The following is a 25,376-nucleotide window of genomic DNA, read 5'->3' on the forward strand; positions in this document are numbered from 1 at the left end:
TGCATGCCGGCCACGCCGACCTGGCCGGCATGCAGAAGTACGGCCACACCGACGCCCGGCCGATCCTGGAACGGGCCAGCGCCCGGGAGACCGCCGCGCGGGTCGCCGTGGGCGCGGTCGCCAAGGCCCTGGTCAAGCAGGCCCTCGGCGTCGAGATCGTCTCCCACGTGGTGGAGCTGGGCCCGATCGGCGTCAAGCCCGGCCTGCGCCCGACCCCGTCCGACGCCACCCGGATCGACGCCGACCCGCTGCGCTGCCTCGACCCGGAGGCCAGCGCCCGGATGGTCGCCGAGGTCGACGCCGCCAAGAAGGCCGCCGACACGCTCGGCGGCGTGGTCGAGGTGCTGGCGTACGGGGTGCCGCCGGGCCTGGGCAGCCACGTGCAGTGGGACCGCAAGCTCGACGCCCGGCTGGCCACCGCGCTGATGTCGATCCAGGCCATCAAGGGCGTGGAGATCGGCGACGGCTGGACGCAGGCGCGCTCGCGCGGCTCGGAGGCGCACGACGAGATCCTGCCCACGGCCACCGGGGTGCGCCGGGTGACCGACCGGGCGGGCGGGCTGGAGGGCGGCATCACCACCGGCGAGCCGTTGCGGGTGAAGGCGGCCATGAAGCCGATCTCCTCGCTGAACCGGGCGCTGTCCACCGTCGATGTGCTCACCGGTGAGCCCGCCACCGCGATCAACCAGCGGTCGGACGTGTGCGCGGTGCCGGCCGCGGCCGTGGTGGCCGAGGCCATGGTGGCCCTGGTGCTGGCGGAGGCGGCGGTGGAGAAGTTCGGCGGCGACTCGGTCGCCGAGATGCGCCGCAACCTGTCCGGTTACCTCGACGCCCTGGTCATCAGATGAGCACCCGGCCGGTCTGCGTGCTGGTCGGGGCGCCCGGCTCCGGCAAGACCACGGTGGGGCGGGCGCTCGCCGCGGCGCTCGGCGTCGGGTTCCGGGACACCGACACCGACATCGAGCAGCTCGCCGGCAAGCCGATCCCGGAGATCTTCGTGGACGAGGGGGAGGAGCACTTCCGTACCCTCGAACGGGCCGCGGTGGCGGCGGGGCTGGCCTCGCACGCGGGCGTGCTCGCCCTCGGCGGCGGCGCGGTCCTCGCCGAGGACAACCGCGCCGCGCTGGTCGGGCACACCGTGGTGCACCTGTCGGTGGAGCTGACCGACGCCGTGAAGCGGGTCGGCCTGGGCGCCGGCCGGCCGTTGCTGGCGCTGAACCCGCGCGCCACCCTCCGGCACCTCATGGAGCAGCGCCGCCCGCTCTACGCCGAGGTCGCCACCGCGACGGTGCTGACCGACGGGCGGACCCCGGAGGAGATCGCCACCGAGATCGCGGCCCTGCTCAAGCCTTGACCGGCACGGGCCGGAGCGCACGCTCCGGCCGCCAGGTGACGAGCAGGGCGAGGGCCAGCAGGATCTCGGCCAGGTCGCCGCCGTAGTACATCACCGTGGCGCCGGCCCGCAGCTCGTCCCCGGTCGCCGGTACGTCCACGAGCGCGCCGGCGTAGAGGAGTTGGGCGAGCACGGCGTGCCCCGCCACCCCCGCCCCGAGCACGACCAGCCGGACGGGGACCCGGGGCCGGTGCGGCCCGGGATCCGGTCCGGCGATCGACCAGGTGAACAGGTAGCCGCTGAGCACGAAGTGCAGCAGCACCAGCCCGTGCAGCGCCGGATGGGTGAGGGTGGCCCGGTACAGCGGGGTGAGGTACAGCAGCCACAACCCGCCCACGGTGAGCAGCAGCCCGGTCACCGGGTGGGCGAGCACCCGGAGGGCCGGGTGGCGCAGCAGCCGCAGCGCCGCGCGACCGACCCGCCGGTCCACCGTCCGCAGGGCCAGCGTGCCGGGCGCGCCGAGCACCAGGGCCAGCGGCGCCAGCATGCCGAGCAGCAGGTGCTGCGCCATGTGCCCGGGCAGGTCGGCGGCGGGGAGCACCAGCCCGGCGGCGAGCAGCGCCGCGCCGAGGCCGAAGCTCGCCGTCCGCCGGTGGTCCCACCCGGGCCGGCCCGGGTCCCGCTGCCGCAGGGCCGCGGCCAGGTAGGCCCAGAACAGCACCGGGGGTACGAGCGCGGCGGCCGGGAAGCCGCCGGCGGCGTGCCCGGCGTGGGCGAGGCTCACCGCCGTTCCGGGGCGCACACGTCGACGGCGGAGGCCCGCCGCTGCACGGCCCAGCCGATCAGGACGAGGACCACGCCGAGGGCGAGGAAGCCGAGGTCCCACCAGAGCTGGTGCGGGCCGGTGCGTACGTGGTGGATGCCGAGGATCTGGTGGTCGACGAGCCCCTCGACCAGGTTGAACAGGCCCCAGCCGACCAGCGCCCAGCCCCACAGCGCGGGGGAGCGCCACAGCCGGCCCCGGGACCGGGTGACCCGGGCGTAGAGCAGGGCCAGGCCGGTCAGCACCGCCACCCAGGTCACCGTGTGGAACAGCCCGTCCCAGAGCGTGTTCATCTTCAGCCCGGGCACCGTGTCCACCGGGTAGTACCTGACCCCGATCCGGTCGGTGTCCGTGCTGCTCAGCAGGTGGTGCCACTGGAGCACCTGGTGGAGCAGGATGCCGTCGACGAAGCCGCCGAGGCCCACGCCGAGGATCGTCGCCGGCACCCGGATGTCCGCGCCGTCGATGGTTGGTCGGGTCATGCCTGCACCTCCGCCGTCGGGGGGTCCGTCCCCACCGTTACTGCCCGCTCCTGCCCGGTCAAACGCCGGCGCAAGCGGATTGGCCACGGAGTGGACAGTCGCCGCCCCGGCGCCGCCCGCTCGACTAGGCTGCCCGCGATGGACGAGGTGACCCGGATTCCGGTCGGCGGCGACCGGCCGTACGACGTGCTGGTGGGACGCGACCTGCTCGACCCCCCGCCCCGGCTGCTGCCCGGCGCCGAGCGGGTGGCCTTCCTGCACGCGCCCCCGCTCAAGGGGCTGGCCGAGGAACTGGCCGAGCGGGTGCGCGAAGCCGGCGTGGCCCCGCTGCTCATCGAGGTGCCGGACGCCGAGGCAGCCAAGCACGTCGACGTGGCCGCGGCCTGCTGGGACCGGCTCGGCGAGGCGGGCTTCACCCGCACCGACGCGGTGGTCGGGGTGGGCGGTGGCGCGGTCACCGACCTGGCCGGGTTCGTGGCGGCCAGCTGGCTGCGCGGGGTGCGCTGGGTGCCGGTGGCGACGTCCCTGCTCGGCATGGTCGACGCCGCCGTCGGCGGCAAGACCGGGATCAACACGGCGGCCGGCAAGAACCTGGTCGGCGCCTTCCACCCGCCGGCCGGGGTGATCTGCGACCTGGCGACGCTGGACAGCCTGCCGCCGGCCGACCTGGCCGCCGGGATGGCCGAGGTGGTCAAGTGCGGGTTCATCGCCGACCCGGTGATCCTCGACCTGGTGGAGCGGGACCCGGCCGCCGCGCTGGACCCGACCGGGCCGGTGGCCCGCGAGCTGATCGAGCGGGCGGTGCGGGTGAAGGCGGACGTGGTCTCCGGTGACCTGCGCGAGTCCGGGGTGCGTGAGGTGCTCAACTACGGGCACACGCTGGCCCACGCCATCGAGAAGGTGGAGGGCTACCGCTGGCGGCACGGTCATGCCGTCGCCGTGGGCCTGGTCTACGCGGCCACCCTGGCGCGGCTGGCCGGGCGGCTGGACGCGGCCACCGCGGCGCGGCACCGGGCCGTGGTGGCGGCGCTCGGCCTGCCCACCGGCTACCGGGCCGACGCCTGGCCGGAGCTGCTGGCCGCCATGCGGGTCGACAAGAAGGCCCGGGGCAGCCGGCTGCGCTTCGTCGTCCTGGACGGCCCGGCCCGCCCGGCGATCCTGGAGGCGCCGTCGGACGAGCTGCTGGCGCGGGCGTACGAGGAGATCAGCTCGTGAGGGTCTACGTGCTCAACGGCCCGAACCTGGGCCGGCTCGGCACCCGCCAGGTCGACGTCTACGGGGTGACCAGTTACACGGACCTGGTGACCATGTGCGAGGAGACCGGTCGCGAGCTGGGGCTGGACGTGGTGGTCCGGCAGACCGACGCGGAGCACGAGTTGCTGGGCTGGCTGCACGAGGCGGCCGACGAGGGTGCGGCCGTGGTGCTCAACCCGGCCGCCTGGTCGCACTACTCGATCGCGGTCCGGGACGCCTGCGCCCTGCTGCGCGGCCCGCTGGTCGAGGTGCACATCTCCAACATCCACGCCCGGGAGGAGTTCCGGCACCACTCGGTGGTCTCCGCGGTGGCCACCGGGGTGATCTGCGGGCTGGGCGTGGACGGCTACCGGCTGGCCCTGCGGCACCTGGCCACGGCCGGCCCCACCAGCGCCGGGCAGTCGGTTCGACACAGCTAGTAGACTTCGTGGGTCTGTCCGCCAATTGAAGATCAAGGCAGGAAATGGCCTCCACCAACGACCTCAAGAACGGCCTGGTACTCAACCTCGACGGCGAGCTGTGGGCCGTCGTCGAGTTCCAGCACGTCAAGCCCGGTAAGGGCGGTGCGTTCGTGCGTACCACGCTGAAGAACGTGCTGTCCGGCAAGGTGGTCGACAAGACCTTCAACGCGGGCACCAAGGTCGAGACCGCCACCGTCGACAAGCGCACCATGCAGTACCTCTACGCCGACGGCGAGGACTACGTCTTCATGGACCTGGAGACGTTCGACCAGATCACCGTCCCCGGCGGCACCGTCGGCGAGGCGGCCAACTACCTCCTCCCCGAGGCCGAGGCCACCGTCGCCACCCACGAGGGGCTGCCGCTCTACATCGAGCTGCCCACCTCGGTCGTGCTCGAGATCACCTACACCGAGCCGGGTCTGCAGGGCGACCGGTCGACCGGCGGCAACAAGCCGGCCACCGTCGAGACCGGCGCCACCGTCCAGGTGCCGCTCTTCATCACCACCGGCGAGAAGATCAAGGTCGACACCCGCGACGGCCGTTACCTCGGCCGAGCCTGATGGCCGAGGGTCCCAAGCAGCAGATGCCGGCGCGCCGGAAGGCGCGCAAGCGGGCGCTGGACGTGCTCTTCGAGGCCGACCTGCGGGACCGGCCGCCCGCCGAGGTGCTCGCCGGCTACCTGGAGCGGATCGAGAAGCCCCGCCCCGAGCACGTCGGCTACGCGGTCGGCCTGGTCGAGGGCGTGGCCGCGCACCTGGACCGGATCGACGAGGTGATCGCCAGCTACGCCGAGGGCTGGACGCTGGACCGGATGCCGGCGGTCGACCGCAACCTGGCCCGGATCGCGGTCTACGAGCTGCTCTACGTCGACGAGATCGACGACGCGGTGGCGATCAGCGAGGCCGTCGAGCTGGCCCGGCAGATGTCGACCGACGACTCGCCGCGCTTCCTCAACGGCATCCTCGGCCGCATCGCCGAGTACGCCACCCGCTGAACCCCGGCACGACGAAGGGCCCACGCCGAACGGCGCGGGCCCTTCGTCGTGGGCGGGTCAGGACGCGAAGAACGCGCGGGGGTCGGCGACCAGCACACCGTGCTCGGTGAGCCGCTCGATCAGGCCCGACGGCGAGGCGTCGTAGACGATCGCGAGGGCGCGCAGGTCGTCGGCGCGGATGGAGAGCACCCGGCCGTTGTAGTCACCGCGCTGCTGCTGGATGGCCCGGGCGTACCGGGCGACGTAGGCCAGGTCCTCGGAGGCCTCGTCGTAGAGCCGCTCCAGGTCCAGCACGATCTTGCTGGTGGGCTCGTGACGCACCCCGCTGCCGTCCGGCAGCAGCTCCGAGACGGGAACGCGGTAGAAGTCGGCCAGCTCCGCCAGGCGGGACACGGTGACGGCGCGGTCGCCACGCTCGTACGAGCCGACCACCACGGCCTTCCACCGCCCGTTCGACTTCTCCTCCACCCCCTGCAGGGACAGGCCCTGCTGCTGGCGGATGGAGCGCAGGCGGGCGCCCAGCGACTTGGCGTATTCAGAGGGCATTCGGACACTCCCAGTGCTGCTCGGGGTTCTCCCAGCTATCGCTACGGAGCGTGACGGTACGGGGATTGCGACACGCGGTCAAGTGTTCGTGACGACCCCGGTCGGCCCGGCGTACGGGTTGTCCGCATTTCTCCACGCTGACCCGCTGGTCAGTCCCGGCGGCGCCCGACCCGGTGACCGCTGGTAACGTGGCGTGAAGCCCCGGTCCGGGCCCTCCGCGGCCCGCCGGAGCCAACCAGACGTCCTTTAACGACCCGTCCCGTGAGGCGGGGAAGGAGGTCCGCCGTGGCCTACCCACCGGCTGCCCACCCGTCGCCGCCGCGACAACCCTCGGTGAAGGTGATCCTCGCCGCCGCCGACGTGTCGCGGGTGGTCGACCGCATCGCCCACCAGATCCTGGAGAAGACCCAGGGCGCCGCCGACACCGTGCTGCTCGGCATCCCCACCCGCGGGGTCCCGCTCGCGAAGCGGCTCGCCGCCCGGATCAGCACCTTCGAGGACGTGACCGTCCCGGTCGGGGTGCTCGACATCACGCTCTACCGCGACGACCTGCGCCGGCACGCCACCCGCGCGGTCGGCCCCACCGACCTGCCCCCGGGCGGGATCGACGGCCGGCGGGTGATCCTCGTCGACGACGTGCTCTTCTCCGGCCGCACCGTGCGGGCCGCCCTGGACGCGCTCAGCGACGTCGGCCGCCCGGCCTCGGTGCAGCTCGCCGTCCTGGTCGACCGGGGGCACCGCCAGCTGCCGATCCGCGCCGACTACGTGGGCAAGAACATCCCCACCGCGCTCGCCGAGAGCGTCAAGGTCACCCTGGCCGAGACGGACGGAGCGGACGAGGTCCGGCTGCACGGAGGCGCCTCATGATCCGTCACCTGCTCTCCGGGGCCGACCTGGACGCGGCGACCGCCACCCGGATCCTGGACACCGCGGCCGAGATGGCCACCGTGGCCGGCCGGGAGGTCAAGAAGCTGCCCGCGCTGCGCGGCCGGACCGTGGTCAACCTCTTCTACGAGGACTCCACCCGGACCCGGATCTCGTTCGAGGCGGCCGCCAAGCGGCTCAGCGCCGACGTGATCAACTTTTCCGCCAAGGGCTCCAGCGTGGCCAAGGGCGAGAGCCTGAAGGACACGGCGCTCACCCTCCAGGCCATGGGCGCCGACGCGGTGGTCGTCCGGCACCCCGCCTCCGGGGCCCCCCACCGGCTGGCCAACTGGGTGGACGGCTCGGTGGTCAACGCCGGCGACGGCACCCACGAGCACCCCACCCAGGCGCTGCTCGACGCCTACACGATGCGGTCCCGGCTGGGTCGCCTCGACGGCCTGCACGTGGCGATCGTCGGCGACGTGCTGCACTCCCGGGTGGCCCGCTCCAACGTGCTGCTGCTCTCCACCCTCGGCGCGAAGGTCACCCTGGTCGGCCCGCCGACCCTCATCCCGGTTGACATCTCTCCCGCGCTGGCCCCCGGCACCGATGTCTCCTACGACCTCGACACCGTTCTTCCCGGTGTGGACGTGGTGATGATGCTGCGGGTGCAGCGGGAGCGGATGAACGACTCCTACTTCCCCTCCGCCCGCGAGTACGCCCGCCGCTACGGGCTGGACGGGCCGCGGATGCGCCGGCTGCCCGAGCACGCGATCGTCATGCACCCCGGGCCGATGAACCGGGGGATGGAGATCACGCCCGAGGTGGCCGACTCGCCCCGCTCCACCATCGTCGAACAGGTCGCCAACGGGGTCTCCGTGCGGATGGCCGTCCTCTACCTGCTGCTCGGAGGGAACAACCGGTGACCGCGTACCTGATCAGGAACGTGAGTGTGGTCGGTGGCACGCCGACCGACCTGCTGATCCGCGACGGCGTCGTGGCGGAGACCGGCGTCGGCCTGGCCGCGCCGGACGCCACGGTGCTCGACGCCACCGGCCTGGTGGCCCTGCCCGGCCTGGTCGACCTGCACACCCACCTGCGCGAGCCGGGCCGGGAGGACGCCGAGACCGTGGAGTCCGGCTCCCGGGCGGCGGCGCTGGGCGGCTACACGGCGGTCTGCGCCATGGCGAACACCTCGCCGGTGGCCGACACCGCCGGGGTGGTCGAGCAGGTGTGGCGGCTCGGCCGGGAGGCCGGGCTGGTCGACGTGCAGCCGATCGGCGCGGTCACCGTCGGCCTGGCCGGTGAGCGCCTGGCCGAGCTGGGCGCGATGGCCGACTCCGCGGCCCGGGTGCGGATCTTCTCCGACGACGGGCACTGCGTCGCCGACCCGAAGCTGATGCGCCGGGCCCTGGAGTACGTCAAGGCGTTCGACGGGGTGATCGCCCAGCACGCCGAGGAGCCCCGGCTCACCGAGGGCGCGCAGATGCACGAGGGCGAGGTCTCCACCCGGCTCGGGCTGACCGGCTGGCCGGCCGTCGCCGAGGAGGCGATCATCGCCCGCGACGTGCTGCTGGCCGAGCACGTGGGCAGCCGCCTGCACATCTGCCACGTCTCCACGGCGGGCAGCGTCGAGGTGCTGCGGCACGCCAAGGCGCGCGGGGTGAAGGTCACCGCCGAGGTGACCCCCCACCACCTGCTGCTCACCGACGAGAAGGCCACCACCTACGACCCCGTCTACAAGGTCAACCCGCCGCTGCGCACCGCCGCCGACGTCGCCGCGCTGCGGGCGGCACTGGCCGAGGGCGTGATCGACATCGTCGCCACCGACCACGCGCCGCACGCCGTGGAGGACAAGGAGTGCGAGTGGGCGTACGCCCGGCCGGGCATGCTCGGCCTGGAAACGGCGCTCTCCATCGCGCTGGACGTGCTCGGGCCGCAGTGGGACCTCATCGCCGAGCGGATGTCCCGCGTCCCGGCCCGGATCGCCGGGCTGGACTCCCACGGCCTCGATCCCGCCCCCGGCGTACCGGCCAACCTGATCCTGGTCGACTCGGCCGCCCGCCGCGTCGTCGAGCCCGCGGAGCTGGCCAGCCGCAGTCGCAACACCCCGTACGCCCGCATGACGCTGCCGGGTCGCATCGTGGCGACCTTCCTGCGCGGCGAGCCGACGGTCCTGGACGGAAAGGCTGTCAAGTGAAGAGGCGATCGGCGATTCTCGTCCTGGAGGACGGGCGCACGTTCCACGGCGAGGCGTACGGCAGCGTCGGGGAGACCTTCGGTGAGGCGGTCTTCAACACCGGCATGACCGGCTACCAGGAGACCCTCACCGACCCCTCCTACCACCGCCAGGTGGTGGTGCAGACCGCGCCGCACATCGGCAACACCGGCGTCAACGGCGAGGACGACGAGTCCGCCCGGATCTGGGTGGCGGGCTACGTGGTGCGCGACCCGGCCCGCATCGGCTCCAACTGGCGGGCCACCGGCGGGCTGGAGGACCGGCTCGCCGCCGAGGGCGTGGTCGGCATCAGCGGCGTGGACACCCGGGCGCTCACCCGGCACCTGCGCGAGCGCGGCGCCATGCGGGTCGGCATCTCCAGCGTCGACGACGACGCTGTCGCCCTCCTCGACCGGGTCCGCCACACGCCGCAGATGGTCGGCGCGGACCTGTCCGCCGAGGTGACCACCGCCGAGCCGTACGTGGTGCAGGCGCAGGGCGAGCACCGGTTCACCGTGGCGGCGCTGGACCTGGGCATCAAGCGCAACGTGCCGCGCCGGCTCGCCGCCCGCGGCGTGACCACCCACGTGCTGCCCGCCGGCTCCCGCATCGAGGACCTGCTGGCCACCGGCGCGGACGCGGTCTTCTTCTCGCCCGGTCCGGGCGACCCGGCCACCGCCGACGGGCCGGTCGCCCTCGCGCGGGAGGTGCTGGGCCGGCGGATCCCGCTGTTCGGCATCTGCTTCGGCAGCCAGATCCTCGGCCGGGCGCTCGGCTTCGGCACCTACAAGCTCGGCTACGGCCACCGCGGCATCAACCAGCCGGTGCTCGACCGGGCCACCGGCAAGGTCGAGGTGACCAGCCACAACCACGGCTTCGCGGTCGAGGTGCCGGGCGCGGCGCACGGCGCGGTCGTCCCCGACCAGGTGATCGACACCGAGTTCGGCGGCGTCCAGGTGTCCCATGTCTGCCTCAATGACAACGTGGTCGAGGGGCTGCGGGCGAAGGACGTGCCCGCCTTCACCGTCCAGTACCACCCGGAGGCGGCGGCCGGCCCGCACGACGCGGACTACCTCTTCGACCGTTTCGCCGAGCTGATCGAGGGCCGCAGCCCCGACCGGAAGCAGAGTGAGGGGCGCACGAATGCCTAAGCGGACCGACCTCAAGCACGTCCTGGTGATCGGCTCCGGCCCGATCGTGATCGGTCAGGCCTGCGAGTTCGACTACTCCGGCACGCAGGCCTGCCGGGTGCTGCGCAGCGAGGGGATCCGGGTCAGCCTGGTCAACTCCAACCCGGCGACGATCATGACCGACCCGGAGTTCGCCGACGCCACCTACGTCGAGCCGATCACCCCGGAGTTCGTCGAGCTGGTCATCGCCAAGGAGCGCCCCGACGCGCTGCTGCCCACCCTGGGCGGGCAGACCGCGCTGAACACCGCGGTCGCCCTGCACGAGGCCGGCGTCCTGGAGAAGTACGGCGTCGAGCTGATCGGCGCCAACATCGACGCCATCAACCGGGGCGAGGACCGGCAGCTGTTCAAGGACATCGTGGCCAAGGCCGGCGTACGCCTCGGTGTGGACGACCCGTCGTCGCTGGTGCCCCGCTCGCGGGTCTGCCACTCGATGGACGAGGTCCGCGAGACCGTCGGTGAGCTGGGCCTGCCGGTGGTGATCCGGCCGTCGTTCACCATGGGCGGTCTCGGCTCCGGCATGGCGCACACCGACGAGGACCTGACCCGCATCGCCGGGGCCGGCCTGGCCGCCAGCCCGGTGCACGAGGTGCTCATCGAGGAGAGCGTGCTCGGCTGGAAGGAGTACGAGCTCGAACTCATGCGCGACCGCCACGACAACGTGGTGGTGGTCTGCTCGATCGAGAACCTCGACCCGATGGGCGTGCACACCGGCGACAGCGTCACCGTGGCCCCGGCCATGACGCTGACCGACCGGGAGTACCAGCGCCTGCGTGACCTGGGCATCGCGGTGCTCCGCGAGGTCGGGGTCGACACCGGCGGCTGCAACATCCAGTTCGCGGTGAACCCGGCCGACGGCCGGATCGTCGTGATCGAGATGAACCCGCGGGTGTCCCGCTCCTCGGCCCTCGCGTCGAAGGCCACCGGCTTCCCGATCGCCAAGATCGCCGCGAAGCTGGCCATCGGCTACACCCTCGACGAGATCCCCAACGACATCACCCTGAAGACCCCGGCGGCGTTCGAGCCGACCCTGGACTACGTGGTGGTGAAGATCCCCCGGTTCGCGTTCGAGAAGTTCCCGGGCGCCGACCCGGAGCTGACCACCACCATGAAGTCGGTCGGCGAGGCGATGAGCCTCGGGCGCAACTTCACCGAGGCGCTGAACAAGGCGATGCGCTCGATGGAAACCAGATCATCGGGTTTCTGGACCACCCCGGACCCGGTGGGGGCCACCCGGGAGAACACCCTCGCCGCGCTGCGCATGCCGCACGACGGCCGGATCTACACGGTCGAGCGGGCGCTGCGGCTCGGCGCGTCGATCGCCGAGGTGACCGAGGCGTCCGGCGGGATCGACCCCTGGTTCCTGGACCAGATCGCCGCGCTCGTGGAGCTGCGGGCCGAGATCGTGGACGCCCCGGTGCTCGACGCCCAGTTGCTGCGCCGCGCCAAGCGGGCCGGCCTCTCCGACCGGCAGCTCGCCGCGCTGCGCCCCGAGTTGGCGGCCGAGGACGGCGTCCGCACCCTGCGGCACCGGCTCGGGATCCGGCCGGTCTACAAGACGGTGGACACCTGCGCGGCCGAGTTCGAGGCGACGACGCCCTACCACTACTCGACGTACGACGAGGAGACCGAGGTCGGGCCCTCGGACCGGCCCAAGGTGCTCATCCTGGGCTCCGGGCCGAACCGGATCGGCCAGGGCATCGAGTTCGACTACTCCTGCGTGCACGCCGTGCAGGCGCTGCGGGAGGTCGGCTACGAGACCGTCATGGTCAACTGCAACCCGGAGACCGTCTCCACCGACTACGACACCGCCGACCGGCTCTACTTCGAGCCGCTCACCTTCGAGGACGTGCTGGAGGTCTGGCACGCCGAGGACTCCTCCGGCCGGGCGGCCGGCGGCCCCGGCGTGGTCGGGGTGATCGTGCAGCTCGGCGGGCAGACGCCGCTCGGCCTGGCCCGGCGGCTCAAGAGCGCCGGCGTGCCGATCGTCGGCACCTCCCCGGAGTCGATCCACCTGGCCGAGGAGCGCGGCGCGTTCGGCGCGGTGCTGTCCCGGGCCGGGCTGCGCGCCCCGGCGCACGGCATGGCCACCTCGTACGAGGAGGCCAAGGGGATCGCCGACGAGATCGGGTACCCGGTGCTGGTCCGCCCGTCGTACGTGCTCGGCGGCCGGGGCATGGAGATCGTCTACGACGACGCCACCCTGCGCGACTACATCGGCCGGGCCACCGACATCTCGCCGGACCACCCGGTGCTCGTGGACCGCTTCCTCGACGACGCCATCGAGATCGACGTGGACGCCCTGGTCGACGCCGACGGCGCGGTCTACCTGGGCGGCGTGATGGAGCACATCGAGGAGGCCGGCATCCACTCCGGCGACTCCTCCTGCGCGCTGCCGCCGATCACCCTGGCCGGCTCGCACCTGGCCGAGGTGCGCCGCTACACCGAGGAGATCGCCCGCGGGGTCGGCGTGAAGGGCCTGCTCAACGTCCAGTACGCGCTCCAGAACGACATGCTCTACGTGCTGGAGGCCAACCCGCGCGCCTCCCGGACGGTGCCGTTCGTCTCCAAGGCCACCGCCGTGCCGCTGGCCAAGGCGGCGGCCCGGATCGCGCTCGGCGCCACCATCGCCGAGCTGCGCGCCGAGGGGATGCTGCCGCCCACCGGCGACGGCGGGACCATGCCCGCAGACGCCCCGATCGCGGTCAAGGAGGCGGTGCTGCCGTTCAAGCGGTTCCGCACCCCGTCGGGCAAGGGCATCGACGTGCTGCTCGGCCCGGAGATGAAGTCCACCGGCGAGGTGATGGGCATCGACACCAACTTCGGGCACGCCTTCGCCAAGTCGCAGTCCGCCGCGTACGGGTCGCTGCCGACCGCCGGGAAGATCTTCGTCTCGGTGGCCAACCGGGACAAGCGCGGCATGATCTTCCCGATCAAGCGGCTGGCCGACCTGGGCTTCGAGATCGTGGCCACCACCGGCACGGCCGAGGTGCTGCGCCGGCACGGCATCGCCTGCGAGCAGATCCGCAAGCACTACGAGTCGGGCGAGGGCGAGGACGCCGTCTCGCTGATCCTCGGCGGCGACGTGGCGCTGGTGGTGAACACCCCGCAGGGCTCCGGCGCGAGCGCCCGCTCCGACGGCTACGAGATCCGCAGCGCCGCCGTGACGGCGGACATCCCCTGCGTCACCACGGTGCCCGGCGCGGCAGCCGCCGTGATGGGCATCGAGGCCCGCATCCGGGGCGACATGCGGGTCCGTCCCCTCCAGGAACTCCACGCCGCCCTCCGGGCCGGCGAGTGACCACCCCGCAGCCGTTGATCATGAAGTTGTTGTCCGGCGCGTCGGCGTGTCGTGACAACAACTTCATGATCAACGCGGTCGGGCGGGGGAGGCGGGCGTGATCTTCGAGAAGGTGGTCCGGCCCCGGTTGTTCCGGATCGGGGGTGGGGACGCCGAGGTCGCCCATGAATGGACGCTGGAGCGGCTCGGCGGGGTGGCCGGGCGACCGGGCGTTCTCGCGGCGCTGCGGGCGCGGTACGCGGTGCGCGCGCCGCGGACCGTGTTCGGGGTGGAGTTCCCGAATCCGGTCGGGCTCGCGGCCGGGATGGACAAGAACGGGGTGGCGCTGCCGGCCTGGCCGGCGCTGGGCTTCGGCTTCGTCGAGGTCGGCACCGTCACGGCGCACGCCCAGCCGGGCAACCCCCGGCCCCGGCTGTTCCGGCTGCGTGACAGCGAGGCCGTGGTCAACCGGATGGGCTTCAACAACGCCGGCGCCGACGCCCTCGCGGCCCGGCTGGCGGCGCTGCCGCGCCCGCTCGGCGTCCCGCTCGGCATCTCGCTCGGCAAGTCCAAGGTGACCCCGCTGGACGAGGCCGTCGAGGACTACCTGGCCTCCCACCGCGCGCTGAAGGGGCACGGGGACTACTTCGCGGTCAACGTGTCCTCACCGAACACCCCGGGGCTGCGGTCCCTTCAGGACCGGTCCCACCTGGACGCGCTGCTCGCGGCGCTCGTGGGGGAGAAGCCGGTGCTCGTGAAGATCGCCCCCGATCTCACCGAGGCAGCCGTCGCCGAGCTGCTGGAGGTCTGCCTCGACCGCGGCGCGGCCGGGGTGATCGCCACCAACACCACCCTGGCCCGCGACGGGCTCGCCCCGGCCGACCGGGCGCGCGGCGCGGAGGCCGGCGGGCTCTCCGGCCGCCCGCTGACCGCCCGCGCCCGCGACGTGGTCGCCTTCGTGCACCGGGAGACCGGCGGCCGGCTGCCGGTGATCGGGGTGGGGGGCATCCTCGACCCGGACGACGCGACCCGGATGTTCGACGCCGGCGCGAGCCTCGTCCAGCTCTACACCGGTTTCATCTACCGGGGCCCGGCCCTGGTCCGGTCGGTGGCCCGGGCGGCCGCCCGGCGCTGACCCGCGCCGGACGACGACTCCAGGTCGCGGCGCGGCGGCGGTCGCGCCGCGCGGGAGTTGCCGGACCGCGCCGACACCACGAAGGAGAACCGTGACGCCCGAGGAGATCCTCGCCGCCGACCGCCGGCACGTCTGGCACCCGTACGCGGCCCTGCCGCCGGCCAACCCACCGTACGTCGTGGACAGTGCCGAGGGCGTGCGGCTGCGGCTGGCCGACGGCCGGGAACTGGTCGACGGGATGTCGTCCTGGTGGGCGGCGATCCACGGCTACCGGCACCCGGTGCTGGACGCCGCCGTCACCGACCAGCTCGGCCGGATGAGCCACGTGATGTTCGGCGGCCTCACCCACGAGCCCGCGGTGCGCCTGGCGCGAACCCTCGTGGAGCTGGCCCCGGACGGCCTGGAGCACGTCTTCCTGGCCGACTCCGGCTCGGTCAGCGTCGAGGTGGCCGTGAAGATGTGCCTGCAGTACCAGCGGGCCCTGGGGCGGCCGGAACGCCGCCGGCTGGGCACCTGGCGCGGCGGCTACCACGGCGACACGTTCCACCCCATGAGCGTCTGCGACCCGGAGGGCGGCATGCACCACCTCTGGGGCGACGTGCTGCCCCGGCAGGTGTTCGCGCCGGTGCCACCGTCCGGTTTCGACACCCCGCCCGACCCGGCGTACGAGGCGGCGCTGGTGGACGCGGTGGAGCGGCACGCCGGCGAGCTGGCCGCGGTGATCGTCGAGCCGGTGGTGCAGGGCGCCGGCGGGATGCGCTTCCACCACCCGCACTACCTGCGGGTGCTGCGCGAGGTGACCCGCGCGCACGGGATCCTGCTGGTCTTCGACGAGATCGCCACCGGCTTCGGCCGGACCGGCACCATGTTCGCGGCCGAGCACGCCGGGGTCGCCCCGGACGTGCTGTGCGTCGGCAAGGCGCTCACCGGTGGGTACCTCACCCTGGCCGCGGCGCTCTGCACCCCCGAGGTGGCCCGGGGCATCTCCGCCGACGGGGTGCTGGCGCACGGCCCCACCTTCATGGGCAACCCGCTCGCCTGCGCGGTCGCCAACGCCTCCCTGGACCTGCTGCGGGCCGGGGACTGGGCCGCCCGGGTGGCGGGCATCGAAGAGGGGCTGCGGGCCGGCCTGGCGCCGCTGCGCGACGCCCCCGGGGTGGCCGACGTCCGGGTGCTCGGCGCGATCGGCGTGGTGCAGCTCGACCACGAGGTGGACCTGCCCCGGGCCACCGCCGCCGCGGTGGCGCAGGGCGTCTGGCTGCGCCCGTTCCGGGACCTCGTTTACACCATGCCGCCGTACGTCTGCGACGACGCGGACGTGGCCCGGATCGCGGCCGGCGTGGCCGCGGCCGTCAAGGCCGGCTGAGCCCGGCGCGGCACGCGCCGGACGGCCGCCGGGCCGGCCGGCGGACGAGACGCACGGCGGCGGAACGCCGTCGCCGGACAACGACGCGGCCCGGTGCCGCGCCAGGAGAGGGAGAGACGCGATGGAGACCTTCGGCGCCCGCCTGCACCGGGCCGTGGCCGAGCGGGGACCGCTCTGCGTGGGAATCGACCCGCATCCCGGGCTGCTGGCCCGCTGGGGGCTGACCGACGACGTGGACGGCCTGGACCGGTTCTGCCGGAGGGTGGTGGAGGCCATCGGTGACCGGGTGGCCGTGGTCAAGCCCCAGTCGGCGTTCTTCGAGCGATTCGGGGCGCGCGGGGTCGGAATTCTTGAGTCAACTATCCGACAGTTGCGAAATGCGGGCTCGCTCGTTCTCCTCGACGTCAAGCGCGGCGACATCGGCTCGACGGTCAGCGCGTACGCCTCGGCGTACCTTGATCCATCCAGCCCGCTGTATGTCGACGCGGTCACCGCGAGCCCCTACCTGGGGGTGGGTTCGCTCGCGCCGATGTTCGAGCTGGCGGCCGCGCACGGCGGCGGCGTCTTCGTCCTGGCGCTCACCTCGAATCCCGAGGGAGCCGCCGTGCAGCGCGCCGTCGGGGCCGACGGGCGCACCGTGGCGCAGACCGTGATCGACGAGATTTCCCAGCTCAACCGGGGTGCCGAGCCGCTCGGCAGCTTCGGGCTCGTGGTCGGCGCGACGATCGGTGACACCGGTCACGACCTCACCGCCGTGAACGGTCCGCTGCTCGCCCCGGGGCTCGGCGCGCAGGGTGCGACGGCCGCCGACCTGCGTGTCGTCTTCGGCTCCGCCCTGCCCTCGGTGCTGCCGTCGTACTCCCGGGAGGTGCTGGGCGCGGGGCCGGACCAGGCCGCGTTGCGCGCCGCCACCGACCGGGTACTGGCCGAGTGCCGGGCCGCCCTGGCCACGCGGGACTGACTGACGGCTCGGTCACTTTCCGTTGATCTTCGCGCGCCCACGTTGCCGAAAACGCCGTTGACCGCTAGTTTTCCCCGCGCTGGGAACCACTGACCCCTTTGGTTGCCAGCGACACCACGTTTCACAGCTGCGGTGGTGCGCCCCGCCCGCCGTACTAGGGACCTGAGGAGAACTGGTGCCGCTCCCGTCACTGACCCCCGAACAGCGCGCTGCCGCGCTGGAGAAGGCCGCGGAGATCCGCAAGGCCCGTGCTGAGCTGAAGGAGCAGCTCAAGCAGGGCAAGACCACCCTCGCCACCGTCCTCGAGCGGGCCGAGTCCGACGACGTCGTGGGCAAGCTGAAGGTTTCGGCCGTGCTCCAGGCGATGCCGGGCATCGGCAAGATCCGAGCCACCCAGATCATGGAGAAGCTCAAGATCGCTGACAGCCGTCGGCTGCGTGGCCTGGGCGAGCAGCAGCGCAAGGCGCTGCTTGGAGAGTTCGCCGCCAACTGAACGGCCCACCGTGTAGAAACAAGCGGTGAGCACGGATGACGAGGCGCGCCCGGCGGCTCGGCTCACTGTCCTGGCCGGACCTTCGGGGGCCGGCCGGGAGAGTGTCGTCGAGCTGGTCCGGGCGCGCTTTCCGTCCGTGTGGGTGCCGGTGGCCGCGACCACCCGGTCGGCCTGCCCCGGCGAGGTGGACGGCGTCGACCGGCTCTTCGTCGGCGCGGGCGACTTCGACCGGATGGTCGCGGCCGACGAGTTGCTGGAGTGGAGCCGGATCGGGCCCCACCGGCGCGGGGTGCCGCGCGCGGGCGTGCGGTCCCGGCTCGCCGAGGGGCGGCCCGTGCTGCTCCCGCTGGACCTGCCCGGCGCGCTCGCCGTCCGGGCCGTGGCGCCGGACGCGCGGCTGGTGCTGCTCGTCCCGCCGGCGTACCGGCCGGACCCCGCCGTCGCGGCCGCCTTCGCACACGCCGTCGTGCACGACCGGACCGAGCGCGCGGCCGAGGAGCTGGTAGGCTTGCTCGGTTCTTCCTTCCTGGCTCCGGCCCGACCGCGCCCGAGCGGTTGAGAGGCCACCGCTCCTGAGAGGCCACCGCCCCCGGGCGGTGCACAACGACGCAGAGGTTAATTCGTGGGATCCATCGCCAACCCCGAAGGCATCACCAACCCGCCGATCGACGAGCTCCTCGAGAAGACCACCTCGAAGTACGCGCTGGTCATCTTCGCCGCCAAGCGCGCGCGCCAGGTCAACGCCTACTACAGCCAGCTCGGTGAGGGCCTGCTGGAGTACGTCGGCCCGCTGGTGGAGACCACCCCCCAGGAGAAGCCGCTCTCCATCGCCATGCGCGAGATCAACGCGGGTCTGCTCACCGCCGAGCCGACCGACCAGCCGTAAGCCCCGCCCGCGCCGATGGCCGCCGAGATCGTCCTCGGGGTCGGTGGCGGCATCGCCGCCTACAAGGCGTGTGAGCTGCTCCGGCTCCTCACCGAGTCGGGTCACCGGGTCCGGGTCGTGCCGACCGCGTCGGCGCTCCGTTTCGTCGGGGCGCCGACCTGGGCCGCGCTCTCCGGCCAGCCGGTCGCCGACGACGTCTGGTCCGACGTGCACGAGGTGCCCCACGTCCGCCTCGGGCAGCACGCCGACCTGGTCGTGGTGGCGCCCACCACCGCCGACCTGCTCGCCAAGGCCGCCCACGGGCTCGCCGACGACCTGCTCACCAACACCCTGCTGACCGCGCGCTGCCCGGTGGTGCTCGCGCCGGCCATGCATACGGAGATGTGGGAGCACCCGGCCACCGTCGCCAACGTGGCCACCCTGCGGTCCCGCGGCGTCCTGGTGATCGAGCCCGCGGTCGGCCGGCTCACCGGCAAGGACACCGGCAAGGGGCGGCTGCCCGACCCGGCCGAGATCTTCGCGGTCGCCCGCCGGGCCCTGGCCCGCGGCGGCGCCGCCCCCGCCGACCTGGCCGGCCGGCACGTGGTGGTCACCGCCGGCGGCACCCGGGAGCCGCTCGACCCGGTCCGCTTCCTCGGCAACCGCTCCTCCGGCAAGCAGGGCTACGCGTTCGCCCGCACCGCCGTGGCCCGGGGCGCCCGGGTCACCCTGGTCTCGGCCAACGTCGCGCTCGCCGATCCGGCCGGTGCGGACCTGGTCCGGGTGGGCAGCACCGAGGAGTTGCGCAAGGCGACCCTCGAGGCGGCCGCCGACGCGGACGCCGTGGTGATGGCCGCCGCACCCGCCGATTTCCGCCCGGCGACGTACGCGCCCGGTAAGATCAAGAAGTCGGACGACGGCAGCGCGCCCACGATCGAGCTGGTCACCAACCCGGACATCGCGGCCGAGCTGGGCCGGCGCCGGCGACCGGAGCAGGTGCTGGTGGTCTTCGCGGCGGAGACCGGCGACGCCGAGGCCAACGGCCGGGCCAAGCTCGCCCGCAAGCGGGCCGACCTCATCGTGATCAACGAGGTCGGGGTGGACAAGGTCTTCGGGGCCGAGACCAACGCCGCCACCGTGATCGGGGCGGACGGGTCGGTGCACCGGATGCCCGAGCAGCCCAAGGAGGACCTGGCCGACGCCGTCTGGGACCTCGTGGCCGCCCGGTTGCCGGGGCGGTCCTGACGGTTGGTCACTCTCCGGTTCCCCGGGTCACCCTGGGAGCACGGTGACTAAACTGCCGCCGAGCGACCTTTAAAAGTCTTCACATGCTTAGGAGTGCCGTGACACGTCTCTTCACGTCCGAATCGGTCACGGAAGGCCACCCGGACAAGATCGCCGACCAGATCAGTGACGGCATTCTCGACGCACTGCTCGCCCAGGACCCGCACAGCCGCGTGGCGGTCGAGACCCTGATCACCACCGGCCAGGTGCACGTCGCCGGCGAGGTGACCACGAAGGCGTACGCCGACATCCCCACCATCGTGCGGGACACCATCCTGTCGATCGGCTACGACTCGTCGAAGAAGGGCTTCGACGGCGCCTCCTGCGGCGTGAGCGTCTCCATCGGCGCCCAGTCGCCGGACATCGCGCAGGGCGTCGACAACGCGTTCGAGCTGCGCACCGGCTCGTCGGAGAGCGCGCTGGACGCGCAGGGCGCCGGCGACCAGGGCATGATGTTCGGCTTCGCCTGCTCCGAGACGCCCGAGCTGATGCCGCTGCCGATCGCGCTCGCCCACCGGCTGGCCCGCCGGCTCGCCCAGGTTCGCAAGGACGGCACCATCCCCTACCTGCGGCCCGACGGCAAGACCCAGGTGACGATCGAGTACGACGGGCTGCGCCCGGCGCGGCTCAACACCGTCGTGGTCTCCAGCCAGCACGCGGCCGACATCTCGCTCGAATCGCTGCTCACGCCGGACGTCCGCGACCACGTCATCACCCCGGAGCTGGAGGGCCTCGGCCTGGACACCGAGGGCTACCGGTTGCTGGTCAACCCGACCGGGCGCTTCGAGATCGGCGGCCCGATGGGCGACGCCGGCCTCACCGGCCGGAAGATCATCGTCGACACCTACGGCGGCTACGCCCGCCACGGCGGCGGCGCGTTCTCCGGCAAGGACCCGTCCAAGGTGGACCGCTCGGCCGCGTACGCGATGCGCTGGGTCGCCAAGAACGTGGTCGCCGCCGGCCTGGCCGAGCGCTGCGAGGCGCAGGTCGCGTACGCCATCGGCAAGGCCCACCCGGTGAGCCTCTTCATCGAGACCTTCGGCACCGAGACCGTGCCGGTCGCCTCGATCGAGAAGGCCGTCGCCGAGGTCTTCGACCTGCGCCCCGCCGCGATCATCCGGGACCTCAACCTGCTCCGCCCGATCTACCAGCAGACCGCCGCCTACGGTCACTTCGGCCGCGAGCTGCCGGACCTGACCTGGGAGAGCACCGACCGGGCCGCCGACCTCAAGTCGGCCGCGGGAGCCTGACCGGCGCCAGGCGCGGCGACCGGCGACCCGCCGAGGGGTCGCCGGTCGCTCGTGTCTGCGTGGACGTGCCCCTGCCGCACCTCGACCGGCCCTTCGACTACCTCGTCCCCGACACCCTGGACGCCGACGCCCGGCCCGGGGTGCGGGTGAAGGTCCGCTTCGCCGGGCAGCTCGTCGACGGTTGGCTGCTGGAGCGCGTCGCCGAGTCCGCGCACCCGAAGCTGGCGTACCTGGAGAAGGTCGTCTCCCCGGTGCCGGTGCTGGCGCCGGAGGTGGCCGCGCTGGCCCGCGCGGTCGCCGACCGCTACGCCGGCAGCCTCGCCGACGTGCTCCGGCTCGCCGTCCCGCCCCGGCACGCCCGGGTCGAGAAGGACGTCACGGCGACCGACACGGCCGACACGGACGACGCCCCGGGCGAGGTGACCGACCCCACGCCGGTCGACCCGCGAGGCTGGCGCGACTACCCGGCCGGGCCGGCCCTCCTGCGCGCCCTCACCGCCGGCCGGGCACCCCGGGCCGTCTGGTCCGCGCTGCCCGGCGAGGACTGGGCCGACCGGTACGCCGACGCCGTGGCGGCCACCGTGGCCGGCGGCCGGGGCGCGGTGGTCGTGGTGGCCGACGCCCGGGACCTGGACCGGCTCGACGCGGCCCTGACCGCCGTCCTCGGGCCGGGACGGCACGCCTGCCTCTCCGCGGCGGCCGGTCCGGCCCGCCGCTACCGCGCCTTCCTCGCGGCCCGGCGCGGCGACGTGCCCGTGGTGATCGGCACCCGGGCGGCCATGTTCGCCCCGGTCGAGCGGCTCGGCCTGGTCGCCGTCTGGGACGACGGGGACGACCTGCACGCCGAGCCGAGGGCGCCCTACCCGCACGCCCGGGAGGTGCTGCTCACCCGCGCCCAGCTCGGGGGGACCGCCGCCCTCGTGGGCGGCTACGCCCGCACCGCCGAGGCCCAACTGCTGGTGGAGACCGGCTGGGCCCGCGAGGTGGCCGCCGACCGGGCGACCGTCCGGGCCCGCATGCCGGCGATCGCGCCGACCGGTGACGACCCGCACCTGGCCCGGGACCCGGGGGCCGCCACCGCCCGGCTGCCCAGCCTGGCCTGGACGACCGCCCGGGACGCGCTCCGCGCCGACCTGCCGGTGCTGGTGCAGGTGCCCCGCCGCGGCTACCTGCCCTCGGTGGCCTGCGCCGAGTGCCGGGCCCCGGCCCGCTGCCCGCACTGCGCCGGGCCGCTGGGCCTGCCGTCGGCCGACGGGGTGCCCGCCTGCCGCTGGTGCGGGCGGGTCGCCGCCGCGTACGCCTGCCCGGAGTGCGGGGGGCGGCGGCTGCGCGCGTCGGTCACCGGCGCCCGGCGGACCGCCGAGGAGCTGGGCCGGGCGTTCCCGGGGGTGCCGGTGCGCACCTCCGGGCGGGAGGAGGTGCTCGACGGCGTGCCGGCCGGCGCGGGTCTGGTGATCGCCACCCCGGGGGCGGAACCGGTCGCCGAGGGCGGCTACGGGGCCGTGCTGCTGCTCGACTCGTGGGCCCTGCTCACGCGGGCCGACCTGCGGGCGGGGGAGGAGGCGCTGCGCCGGTGGCTGGCCGCGGCCGCGCTGGCCCGGCCCGGGCCGGCCGGCGGCCGGGTGGTGGTGGTCGCCGACGGCGCGCTCGCGCCCGTGCAGGCGCTGCTGCGCTGGGACTCCGCCTGGTTCGCCACCCGGGAGCTGGCCGAGCGCCGTGAGCTGGGCTTCCCGCCGGCGGTGCGGATGGCCAGCGTCACCGGCGGGGCCGACGCGGTGGCCGACCTGCTGGCCGGCACCCGGCTGCCGGACGGTGCCGAGGTGCTCGGCCCGGTGCCGGCCGACGAGGGGCGGGAACGGATGCTGGTGCGGGTGCCCCGCGCCCGGGCGGCCGCCCTGGCCGGGGCGCTGCACGCGGCCGCCGGCCAGCGCAGCGCCCGCAAGGCGGCGGACCCGGTCCGGCTCCAGATCGACCCGCTGAGCCTGTTCTGAGCCCGCCCGCCGCCCGTGACGTGCCGCACCCGGACCGTCGCGTACGGTCGTGAGCTGGGGTTTGCCGCACACCGCGTCCGGCAAATGGGTGGAGAACGCGTGATAGCATCGCCCGTCATGCCCAGGCGCACGACGGCTCCCGGGCGCGGCGCGGCGAAGCGGGAGTGCGTCGAGCCGACGCGGATTCGATGATGTCAATCAGCCGGTGATCAGGGGTGGACCAGTCGTGACCGTTCGTCAGTCGATCGTCTTCAACGGTGACCTCGGCAGCGGCAAGAGCACCGTTTCCGTCGAGATCGCCAAGCGGCTGGGGCTGCGCCGGGTCAGCGTCGGCGACCTCTACCGCCAGATGGCCCAGGAGCGGCAGATGACCGCCCTGCAGCTCAACCTGCACGCCGAGCTGGACCAGGCCGTCGACGGCTACGTCGACCAGCTCCAGCGGGACATCGCCGCCTCCGGCGAGAGCCTCGTCATGGACTCCCGGCTGGCCTGGCACTTCTTCACCGACGCGCTCAAGGTGCACATGATCACCGAGCCGACCGAGGCGGCCCGGCGGGTGCTGGCCCGCCCGTCCGGCCCGGCGGAGAGCTACACCTCGATGGAGGAGGCGAAGGCCAAGCTCCGCGAGCGCAGCGAGAGCGAGCGCAGCCGGTTCATCGTGCGCTACGGCGTCGACAAGGCCCGCCTGCGCAACTACGACCTCGTCTGCGACACCACCCGGGCCACCCCGGAGCAGGTGATCCAGCACGTCGTCGACGTCTACGAGGGGCGGCTCGGCGCGGACGTGCTGCGCGACGGCCAGCCGCTGCTGCTGCTCGACCCGGCCCGGGTCTACCCGACCGAGGACATCGCCACGCTGCGCGGTCTGTGGGACTCGGAGTTCGTCGGCGAGGTGGCCGGGTCCGGCGACGAGGCCCTGGAGCCGCTGACCATCGGCTACACCGGCGAGTACTTCTTCGTGGTCGACGGCCACCGCCGGCTCAGCGCCGCCTTGCAGAGCGGCTTCCCGCTGGTTCCCGCCCGGCTGGTCGCCGAGGTCGACGAGCCGGTGGTCGGCGGGTTGAGCGCTGTCGACTTCTTCGCCGCCCAGGCCCGGCCCAGCCTGATCCACGACTGGGAGGCCGCGCACGGCCTCGCGCTGCCGCTGCCCGAGCACGCCCTGCTCGGCGGGGACGCGGTGCTGGCCGGGGAGCCGGGCGCCGGCGCCTGACCGGGGCCGCGGGCACGGCGACGGGATCGCCCGATCGGCCGCGCCGGAGCATGATGAAGGTCTCCGATGCCTGGGAGGCCGACCGTGGATCCTGCTGACGCCCTCGCGCTGCTGATGTCGCCCTCGGGACGGGTCGACCCCTACCCGACGTACGAACGGCTGCGCGCGCACGGCACGGTGGTCCAGGCCGGGCCGGTCTTCTACGTGGTGACCGGCTACACCGAGGCCGACGCGATCCTCCGCGACGCCCGGTTCGGGGTGATGGACGACGACCTGCGCGACCAGTTCCTGCCCGGCTGGCGAGAGAGCCCCGCGGTCCTGTCGATCTCCCGGTCGATGCTGCGCACCAACCCGCCCGACCACAGCCGGATGCGTCGGTTGGCGGCGGGGGCCTTCACCCCGCGCCGCATCGCCGCCATGCGGGAGGTGGTCGAGGCGCAGGCCGACCGGCTGATCGACGGGATGCTGGAGCGCGGCCGGGACGCCGCGCCGGTCGACTTCATGGCCGAGTTCGCGTACCCGCTGCCGGTGGGGGTGATCTGCGCGCTGCTCGGGGTGCCGGCGGCCGACCGGCCGCTGTTCCGGCGCTGGGCCACCGACCTGACCGGCGTGCTGGAGCCCGAGATCACCCCCGAGGAGCTGGCGGTGGCCGACCGGGGCGCGGGCGAGTTGCGCGACTACTTCACCCAGCTGGTGGCGGCCCGCCGGCGCGCACCGGCCGACGACCTGACCACCGCGCTGGTCCAGGCGCACGACACCGACGGTGACCGGCTTTCGGGCGACGAGCTGCTGGCGAACCTGATCGTGCTGCTGGTGGCCGGCTTCGAGACGACCACCAACCTGCTCGGCAACGGCCTGGTGGTGCTTCTCGACCATCCCCGCGACGCGGCGGCGCTGCGCGAGCACCCCGAGTTCGCGCCCGGCTACGTCGAGGAGCTGCTGCGCTACGACTCCCCGGTGCAGCTCACCTCCCGGATGAGCACCGAGCCGGCCCGGCACGGCGGCGTGGACCTGCCGGCCGGGAGCTGGCTCATCGTGATGCTCGGCGCGGCCAACCGGGACCCGGGCCGCTATCCGGAGCCGGAGCGGTTCGACCCGTGGCGCCCGCAGGTGCACCCGCTGTCCTTCGGCGCCGGCCCGCACTACTGCCTCGGCGCGGGCCTGGCCCGGCTGGAGGCGCAGGTGGCGTTCCCGCTGCTGTTGCGCCGGCTGCCCGGCCTCGCCCTGGCCGGGCGCGGCGAGCGGCGGGTCCGGCTCACCCTGCGCGGATACGCCACCCTGCCGGTTACCGTGGGTGACGGGGCGTCGCCGGTCACCGATCGCGGTACGCCGGCCGGGGCGACCGGATCGACTCCGTAGACTGGTACGGCACCACC

General features: G+C 73.8%; 25 protein-coding genes. 22 read left to right on the forward strand and 3 right to left on the reverse strand.

Annotation, left to right across the window (positions count from 1 at the left end):
- A partial coding sequence (aroC, locus tag F8274_RS07605; RefSeq protein ID WP_151461575.1) for a chorismate synthase occupies nucleotides 1-848 on the forward strand: 848 nt, incomplete at its 5' end.
- A complete protein-coding gene (locus tag F8274_RS07610) occupies nucleotides 845-1,354 on the forward strand; it encodes a shikimate kinase (protein WP_151461576.1) in 510 nt (169 codons plus the stop codon). The genes aroC and F8274_RS07610, both read left to right, overlap by 4 nt.
- On the opposite strand, the gene F8274_RS07615 is transcribed toward F8274_RS07610, so the two are convergent.
- Entirely contained in the window at nucleotides 1,344-2,117 is a 774-nt protein-coding gene (locus tag F8274_RS07615; protein ID WP_151461577.1) for a cytochrome c oxidase assembly protein, read from the reverse strand. The two genes, F8274_RS07610 and F8274_RS07615, sit on opposite strands and share 11 nt — an antisense overlap.
- On the reverse strand, nucleotides 2,114-2,638 hold the full coding sequence (locus F8274_RS07620) for a DUF2243 domain-containing protein (RefSeq protein ID WP_151461578.1): 525 nt from the start codon (nucleotides 2,636-2,638) through the stop codon (nucleotides 2,114-2,116). The genes F8274_RS07615 and F8274_RS07620 overlap by 4 nt, the downstream gene beginning before the upstream one ends.
- 138 nt (nucleotides 2,639-2,776) lie before the next feature.
- Between F8274_RS07620 and aroB the strand changes: the two genes are divergently transcribed.
- The 4 genes from aroB to nusB are packed head-to-tail and all read left to right on the forward strand — an operon-like array spanning nucleotide 2,777 to nucleotide 5,347.
- Nucleotides 2,777-3,853: a 3-dehydroquinate synthase gene (gene aroB, locus F8274_RS07625; RefSeq protein ID WP_151461579.1), complete on the forward strand. Its 1,077-nt coding sequence runs from the start codon at nucleotides 2,777-2,779 to the stop codon at nucleotides 3,851-3,853.
- Nucleotides 3,850-4,311 carry a type II 3-dehydroquinate dehydratase gene (aroQ, locus tag F8274_RS07630; RefSeq protein ID WP_151461580.1) on the forward strand — a complete coding sequence of 154 codons (462 nt, stop codon included), beginning with the start codon at nucleotides 3,850-3,852 and terminating at the stop codon, nucleotides 4,309-4,311. The genes aroB and aroQ overlap by 4 nt, the downstream gene beginning before the upstream one ends.
- A gap of 44 nt (nucleotides 4,312-4,355) precedes the next feature.
- On the forward strand, nucleotides 4,356-4,913 hold the full coding sequence (gene efp / locus F8274_RS07635) for an elongation factor P (protein ID WP_151461581.1): 558 nt from the start codon (nucleotides 4,356-4,358) through the stop codon (nucleotides 4,911-4,913).
- Nucleotides 4,914-4,936: 23 nt separating this feature from the next.
- The gene (gene nusB / locus F8274_RS07640) at nucleotides 4,937-5,347 is read left to right on the forward strand and encodes a transcription antitermination factor NusB (protein WP_192579747.1); all 411 of its coding nucleotides are present in this window, start codon (nucleotides 4,937-4,939) and stop codon (nucleotides 5,345-5,347) included.
- Nucleotides 5,348-5,404: 57 nt separating this feature from the next.
- Here nusB and F8274_RS07645 read toward each other — a convergent pair whose 3' ends face one another.
- The gene (locus tag F8274_RS07645) at nucleotides 5,405-5,893 is read right to left on the reverse strand and encodes a transcriptional regulator (protein ID WP_013285505.1); all 489 of its coding nucleotides are present in this window, start codon (nucleotides 5,891-5,893) and stop codon (nucleotides 5,405-5,407) included.
- A gap of 285 nt (nucleotides 5,894-6,178) precedes the next feature.
- Here F8274_RS07645 and pyrR point away from each other — a divergent pair, with 285 nt between their 5' ends.
- The 16 genes from pyrR (at nucleotide 6,179) to F8274_RS07725 (ending at nucleotide 25,359) form a co-directional block, all read left to right on the forward strand.
- Entirely contained in the window at nucleotides 6,179-6,760 is a 582-nt protein-coding gene (gene pyrR / locus F8274_RS07650) for a bifunctional pyr operon transcriptional regulator/uracil phosphoribosyltransferase PyrR (RefSeq protein WP_151461582.1), read from the forward strand.
- Nucleotides 6,757-7,683 carry an aspartate carbamoyltransferase catalytic subunit gene (locus F8274_RS07655; RefSeq protein WP_151461583.1) on the forward strand — a complete coding sequence of 309 codons (927 nt, stop codon included), beginning with the start codon at nucleotides 6,757-6,759 and terminating at the stop codon, nucleotides 7,681-7,683. Before pyrR ends, F8274_RS07655 begins: the two co-directional genes overlap by 4 nt.
- On the forward strand, nucleotides 7,680-8,957 hold the full coding sequence (locus tag F8274_RS07660) for a dihydroorotase (RefSeq protein WP_151461584.1): 1,278 nt from the start codon (nucleotides 7,680-7,682) through the stop codon (nucleotides 8,955-8,957). Before F8274_RS07655 ends, F8274_RS07660 begins: the two co-directional genes overlap by 4 nt.
- Nucleotides 8,954-10,126 (forward strand): glutamine-hydrolyzing carbamoyl-phosphate synthase small subunit, encoded by a 1,173-nt coding sequence (gene carA / locus F8274_RS07665; RefSeq protein WP_151461585.1) that lies wholly within the window; start codon nucleotides 8,954-8,956, stop codon nucleotides 10,124-10,126. Before F8274_RS07660 ends, carA begins: the two co-directional genes overlap by 4 nt.
- Nucleotides 10,119-13,466: a carbamoyl-phosphate synthase large subunit gene (gene carB / locus F8274_RS07670; RefSeq protein ID WP_151461586.1), complete on the forward strand. Its 3,348-nt coding sequence runs from the start codon at nucleotides 10,119-10,121 to the stop codon at nucleotides 13,464-13,466. The genes carA and carB overlap by 8 nt, the downstream gene beginning before the upstream one ends.
- Nucleotides 13,467-13,563: 97 nt before the next feature.
- Nucleotides 13,564-14,580, forward strand: coding sequence for a quinone-dependent dihydroorotate dehydrogenase (locus F8274_RS07675; protein ID WP_151461587.1), 1,017 nt, complete (start codon nucleotides 13,564-13,566; stop codon nucleotides 14,578-14,580).
- Nucleotides 14,581-14,671: 91 nt separating this feature from the next.
- Nucleotides 14,672-15,946: an adenosylmethionine--8-amino-7-oxononanoate transaminase gene (locus F8274_RS07680; RefSeq protein WP_151461588.1), complete on the forward strand. Its 1,275-nt coding sequence runs from the start codon at nucleotides 14,672-14,674 to the stop codon at nucleotides 15,944-15,946.
- 121 nt (nucleotides 15,947-16,067) lie between these two features.
- Nucleotides 16,068-16,907, forward strand: a complete 840-nt coding sequence (gene pyrF / locus F8274_RS07685) for an orotidine-5'-phosphate decarboxylase (RefSeq protein WP_151461589.1) — start codon at nucleotides 16,068-16,070, stop codon at nucleotides 16,905-16,907.
- A 175-nt stretch (nucleotides 16,908-17,082) separates the two neighbouring features.
- Entirely contained in the window at nucleotides 17,083-17,400 is a 318-nt protein-coding gene (mihF, locus tag F8274_RS07690) for an integration host factor, actinobacterial type (RefSeq protein WP_013285515.1), read from the forward strand.
- A gap of 25 nt (nucleotides 17,401-17,425) precedes the next feature.
- On the forward strand, nucleotides 17,426-17,959 hold the full coding sequence (locus F8274_RS07695; RefSeq protein WP_151461590.1) for a guanylate kinase: 534 nt from the start codon (nucleotides 17,426-17,428) through the stop codon (nucleotides 17,957-17,959).
- A 63-nt stretch (nucleotides 17,960-18,022) separates the two neighbouring features.
- A complete protein-coding gene (rpoZ, locus tag F8274_RS07700) occupies nucleotides 18,023-18,286 on the forward strand; it encodes a DNA-directed RNA polymerase subunit omega (protein WP_007075826.1) in 264 nt (87 codons plus the stop codon).
- A 15-nt stretch (nucleotides 18,287-18,301) separates the two neighbouring features.
- Nucleotides 18,302-19,510 (forward strand): bifunctional phosphopantothenoylcysteine decarboxylase/phosphopantothenate--cysteine ligase CoaBC, encoded by a 1,209-nt coding sequence (gene coaBC, locus F8274_RS07705; RefSeq protein WP_151461591.1) that lies wholly within the window; start codon nucleotides 18,302-18,304, stop codon nucleotides 19,508-19,510.
- A gap of 83 nt (nucleotides 19,511-19,593) precedes the next feature.
- Nucleotides 19,594-20,799 carry a methionine adenosyltransferase gene (gene metK / locus F8274_RS07710; protein WP_151461592.1) on the forward strand — a complete coding sequence of 402 codons (1,206 nt, stop codon included), beginning with the start codon at nucleotides 19,594-19,596 and terminating at the stop codon, nucleotides 20,797-20,799.
- Nucleotides 20,800-20,858: 59 nt separating this feature from the next.
- Entirely contained in the window at nucleotides 20,859-22,790 is a 1,932-nt protein-coding gene (locus tag F8274_RS07715) for a primosomal protein N' (protein ID WP_151461593.1), read from the forward strand.
- Nucleotides 22,791-23,016: 226 nt separating this feature from the next.
- Nucleotides 23,017-24,000, forward strand: a complete 984-nt coding sequence (locus F8274_RS07720) for an AAA family ATPase (RefSeq protein ID WP_151461594.1) — start codon at nucleotides 23,017-23,019, stop codon at nucleotides 23,998-24,000.
- A gap of 66 nt (nucleotides 24,001-24,066) precedes the next feature.
- On the forward strand, nucleotides 24,067-25,359 hold the full coding sequence (locus tag F8274_RS07725; protein ID WP_370518202.1) for a cytochrome P450: 1,293 nt from the start codon (nucleotides 24,067-24,069) through the stop codon (nucleotides 25,357-25,359).
- The last annotated feature ends 17 nt before the right edge of the window (nucleotides 25,360-25,376 follow it).

The sequence above is a fragment of the Micromonospora sp. AMSO31t genome, from assembly GCF_008868175.1.
Classification (GTDB): Bacteria; Actinomycetota; Actinomycetes; order Mycobacteriales; family Micromonosporaceae; genus Micromonospora.

What these genes read in the sequence shown, in the direction of transcription:
- efp (WP_151461581.1), top strand. Translation starts at nt 4,356, where the DNA reads ATGGCCTCCACCAACGACCTCAAGAACGGCCTGGTACTCAACCTCGAC.
- aroB (WP_151461579.1), top strand. Translation starts at nt 2,777, where the DNA reads ATGGACGAGGTGACCCGGATTCCGGTCGGCGGCGACCGGCCGTACGAC.
- metK (WP_151461592.1), top strand. Translation starts at nt 19,594, where the DNA reads ATGCTTAGGAGTGCCGTGACACGTCTCTTCACGTCCGAATCGGTCACG.
- carB (WP_151461586.1), top strand. Translation starts at nt 10,119, where the DNA reads ATGCCTAAGCGGACCGACCTCAAGCACGTCCTGGTGATCGGCTCCGGC.
- pyrF (WP_151461589.1), top strand. Translation starts at nt 16,068, where the DNA reads ATGGAGACCTTCGGCGCCCGCCTGCACCGGGCCGTGGCCGAGCGGGGA.
- F8274_RS07725 (WP_370518202.1), top strand. Translation starts at nt 24,067, where the DNA reads ATGCCTGGGAGGCCGACCGTGGATCCTGCTGACGCCCTCGCGCTGCTG.
- F8274_RS07655 (WP_151461583.1), top strand. Translation starts at nt 6,757, where the DNA reads ATGATCCGTCACCTGCTCTCCGGGGCCGACCTGGACGCGGCGACCGCC.
- F8274_RS07645 (WP_013285505.1), bottom strand. Translation starts at nt 5,893, where the DNA reads ATGCCCTCTGAATACGCCAAGTCGCTGGGCGCCCGCCTGCGCTCCATC.
- nusB (WP_192579747.1), top strand. Translation starts at nt 4,937, where the DNA reads ATGCCGGCGCGCCGGAAGGCGCGCAAGCGGGCGCTGGACGTGCTCTTC.
- coaBC (WP_151461591.1), top strand. Translation starts at nt 18,302, where the DNA reads ATGGCCGCCGAGATCGTCCTCGGGGTCGGTGGCGGCATCGCCGCCTAC.
- F8274_RS07620 (WP_151461578.1), bottom strand. Translation starts at nt 2,638, where the DNA reads ATGACCCGACCAACCATCGACGGCGCGGACATCCGGGTGCCGGCGACG.
- F8274_RS07610 (WP_151461576.1), top strand. Translation starts at nt 845, where the DNA reads ATGAGCACCCGGCCGGTCTGCGTGCTGGTCGGGGCGCCCGGCTCCGGC.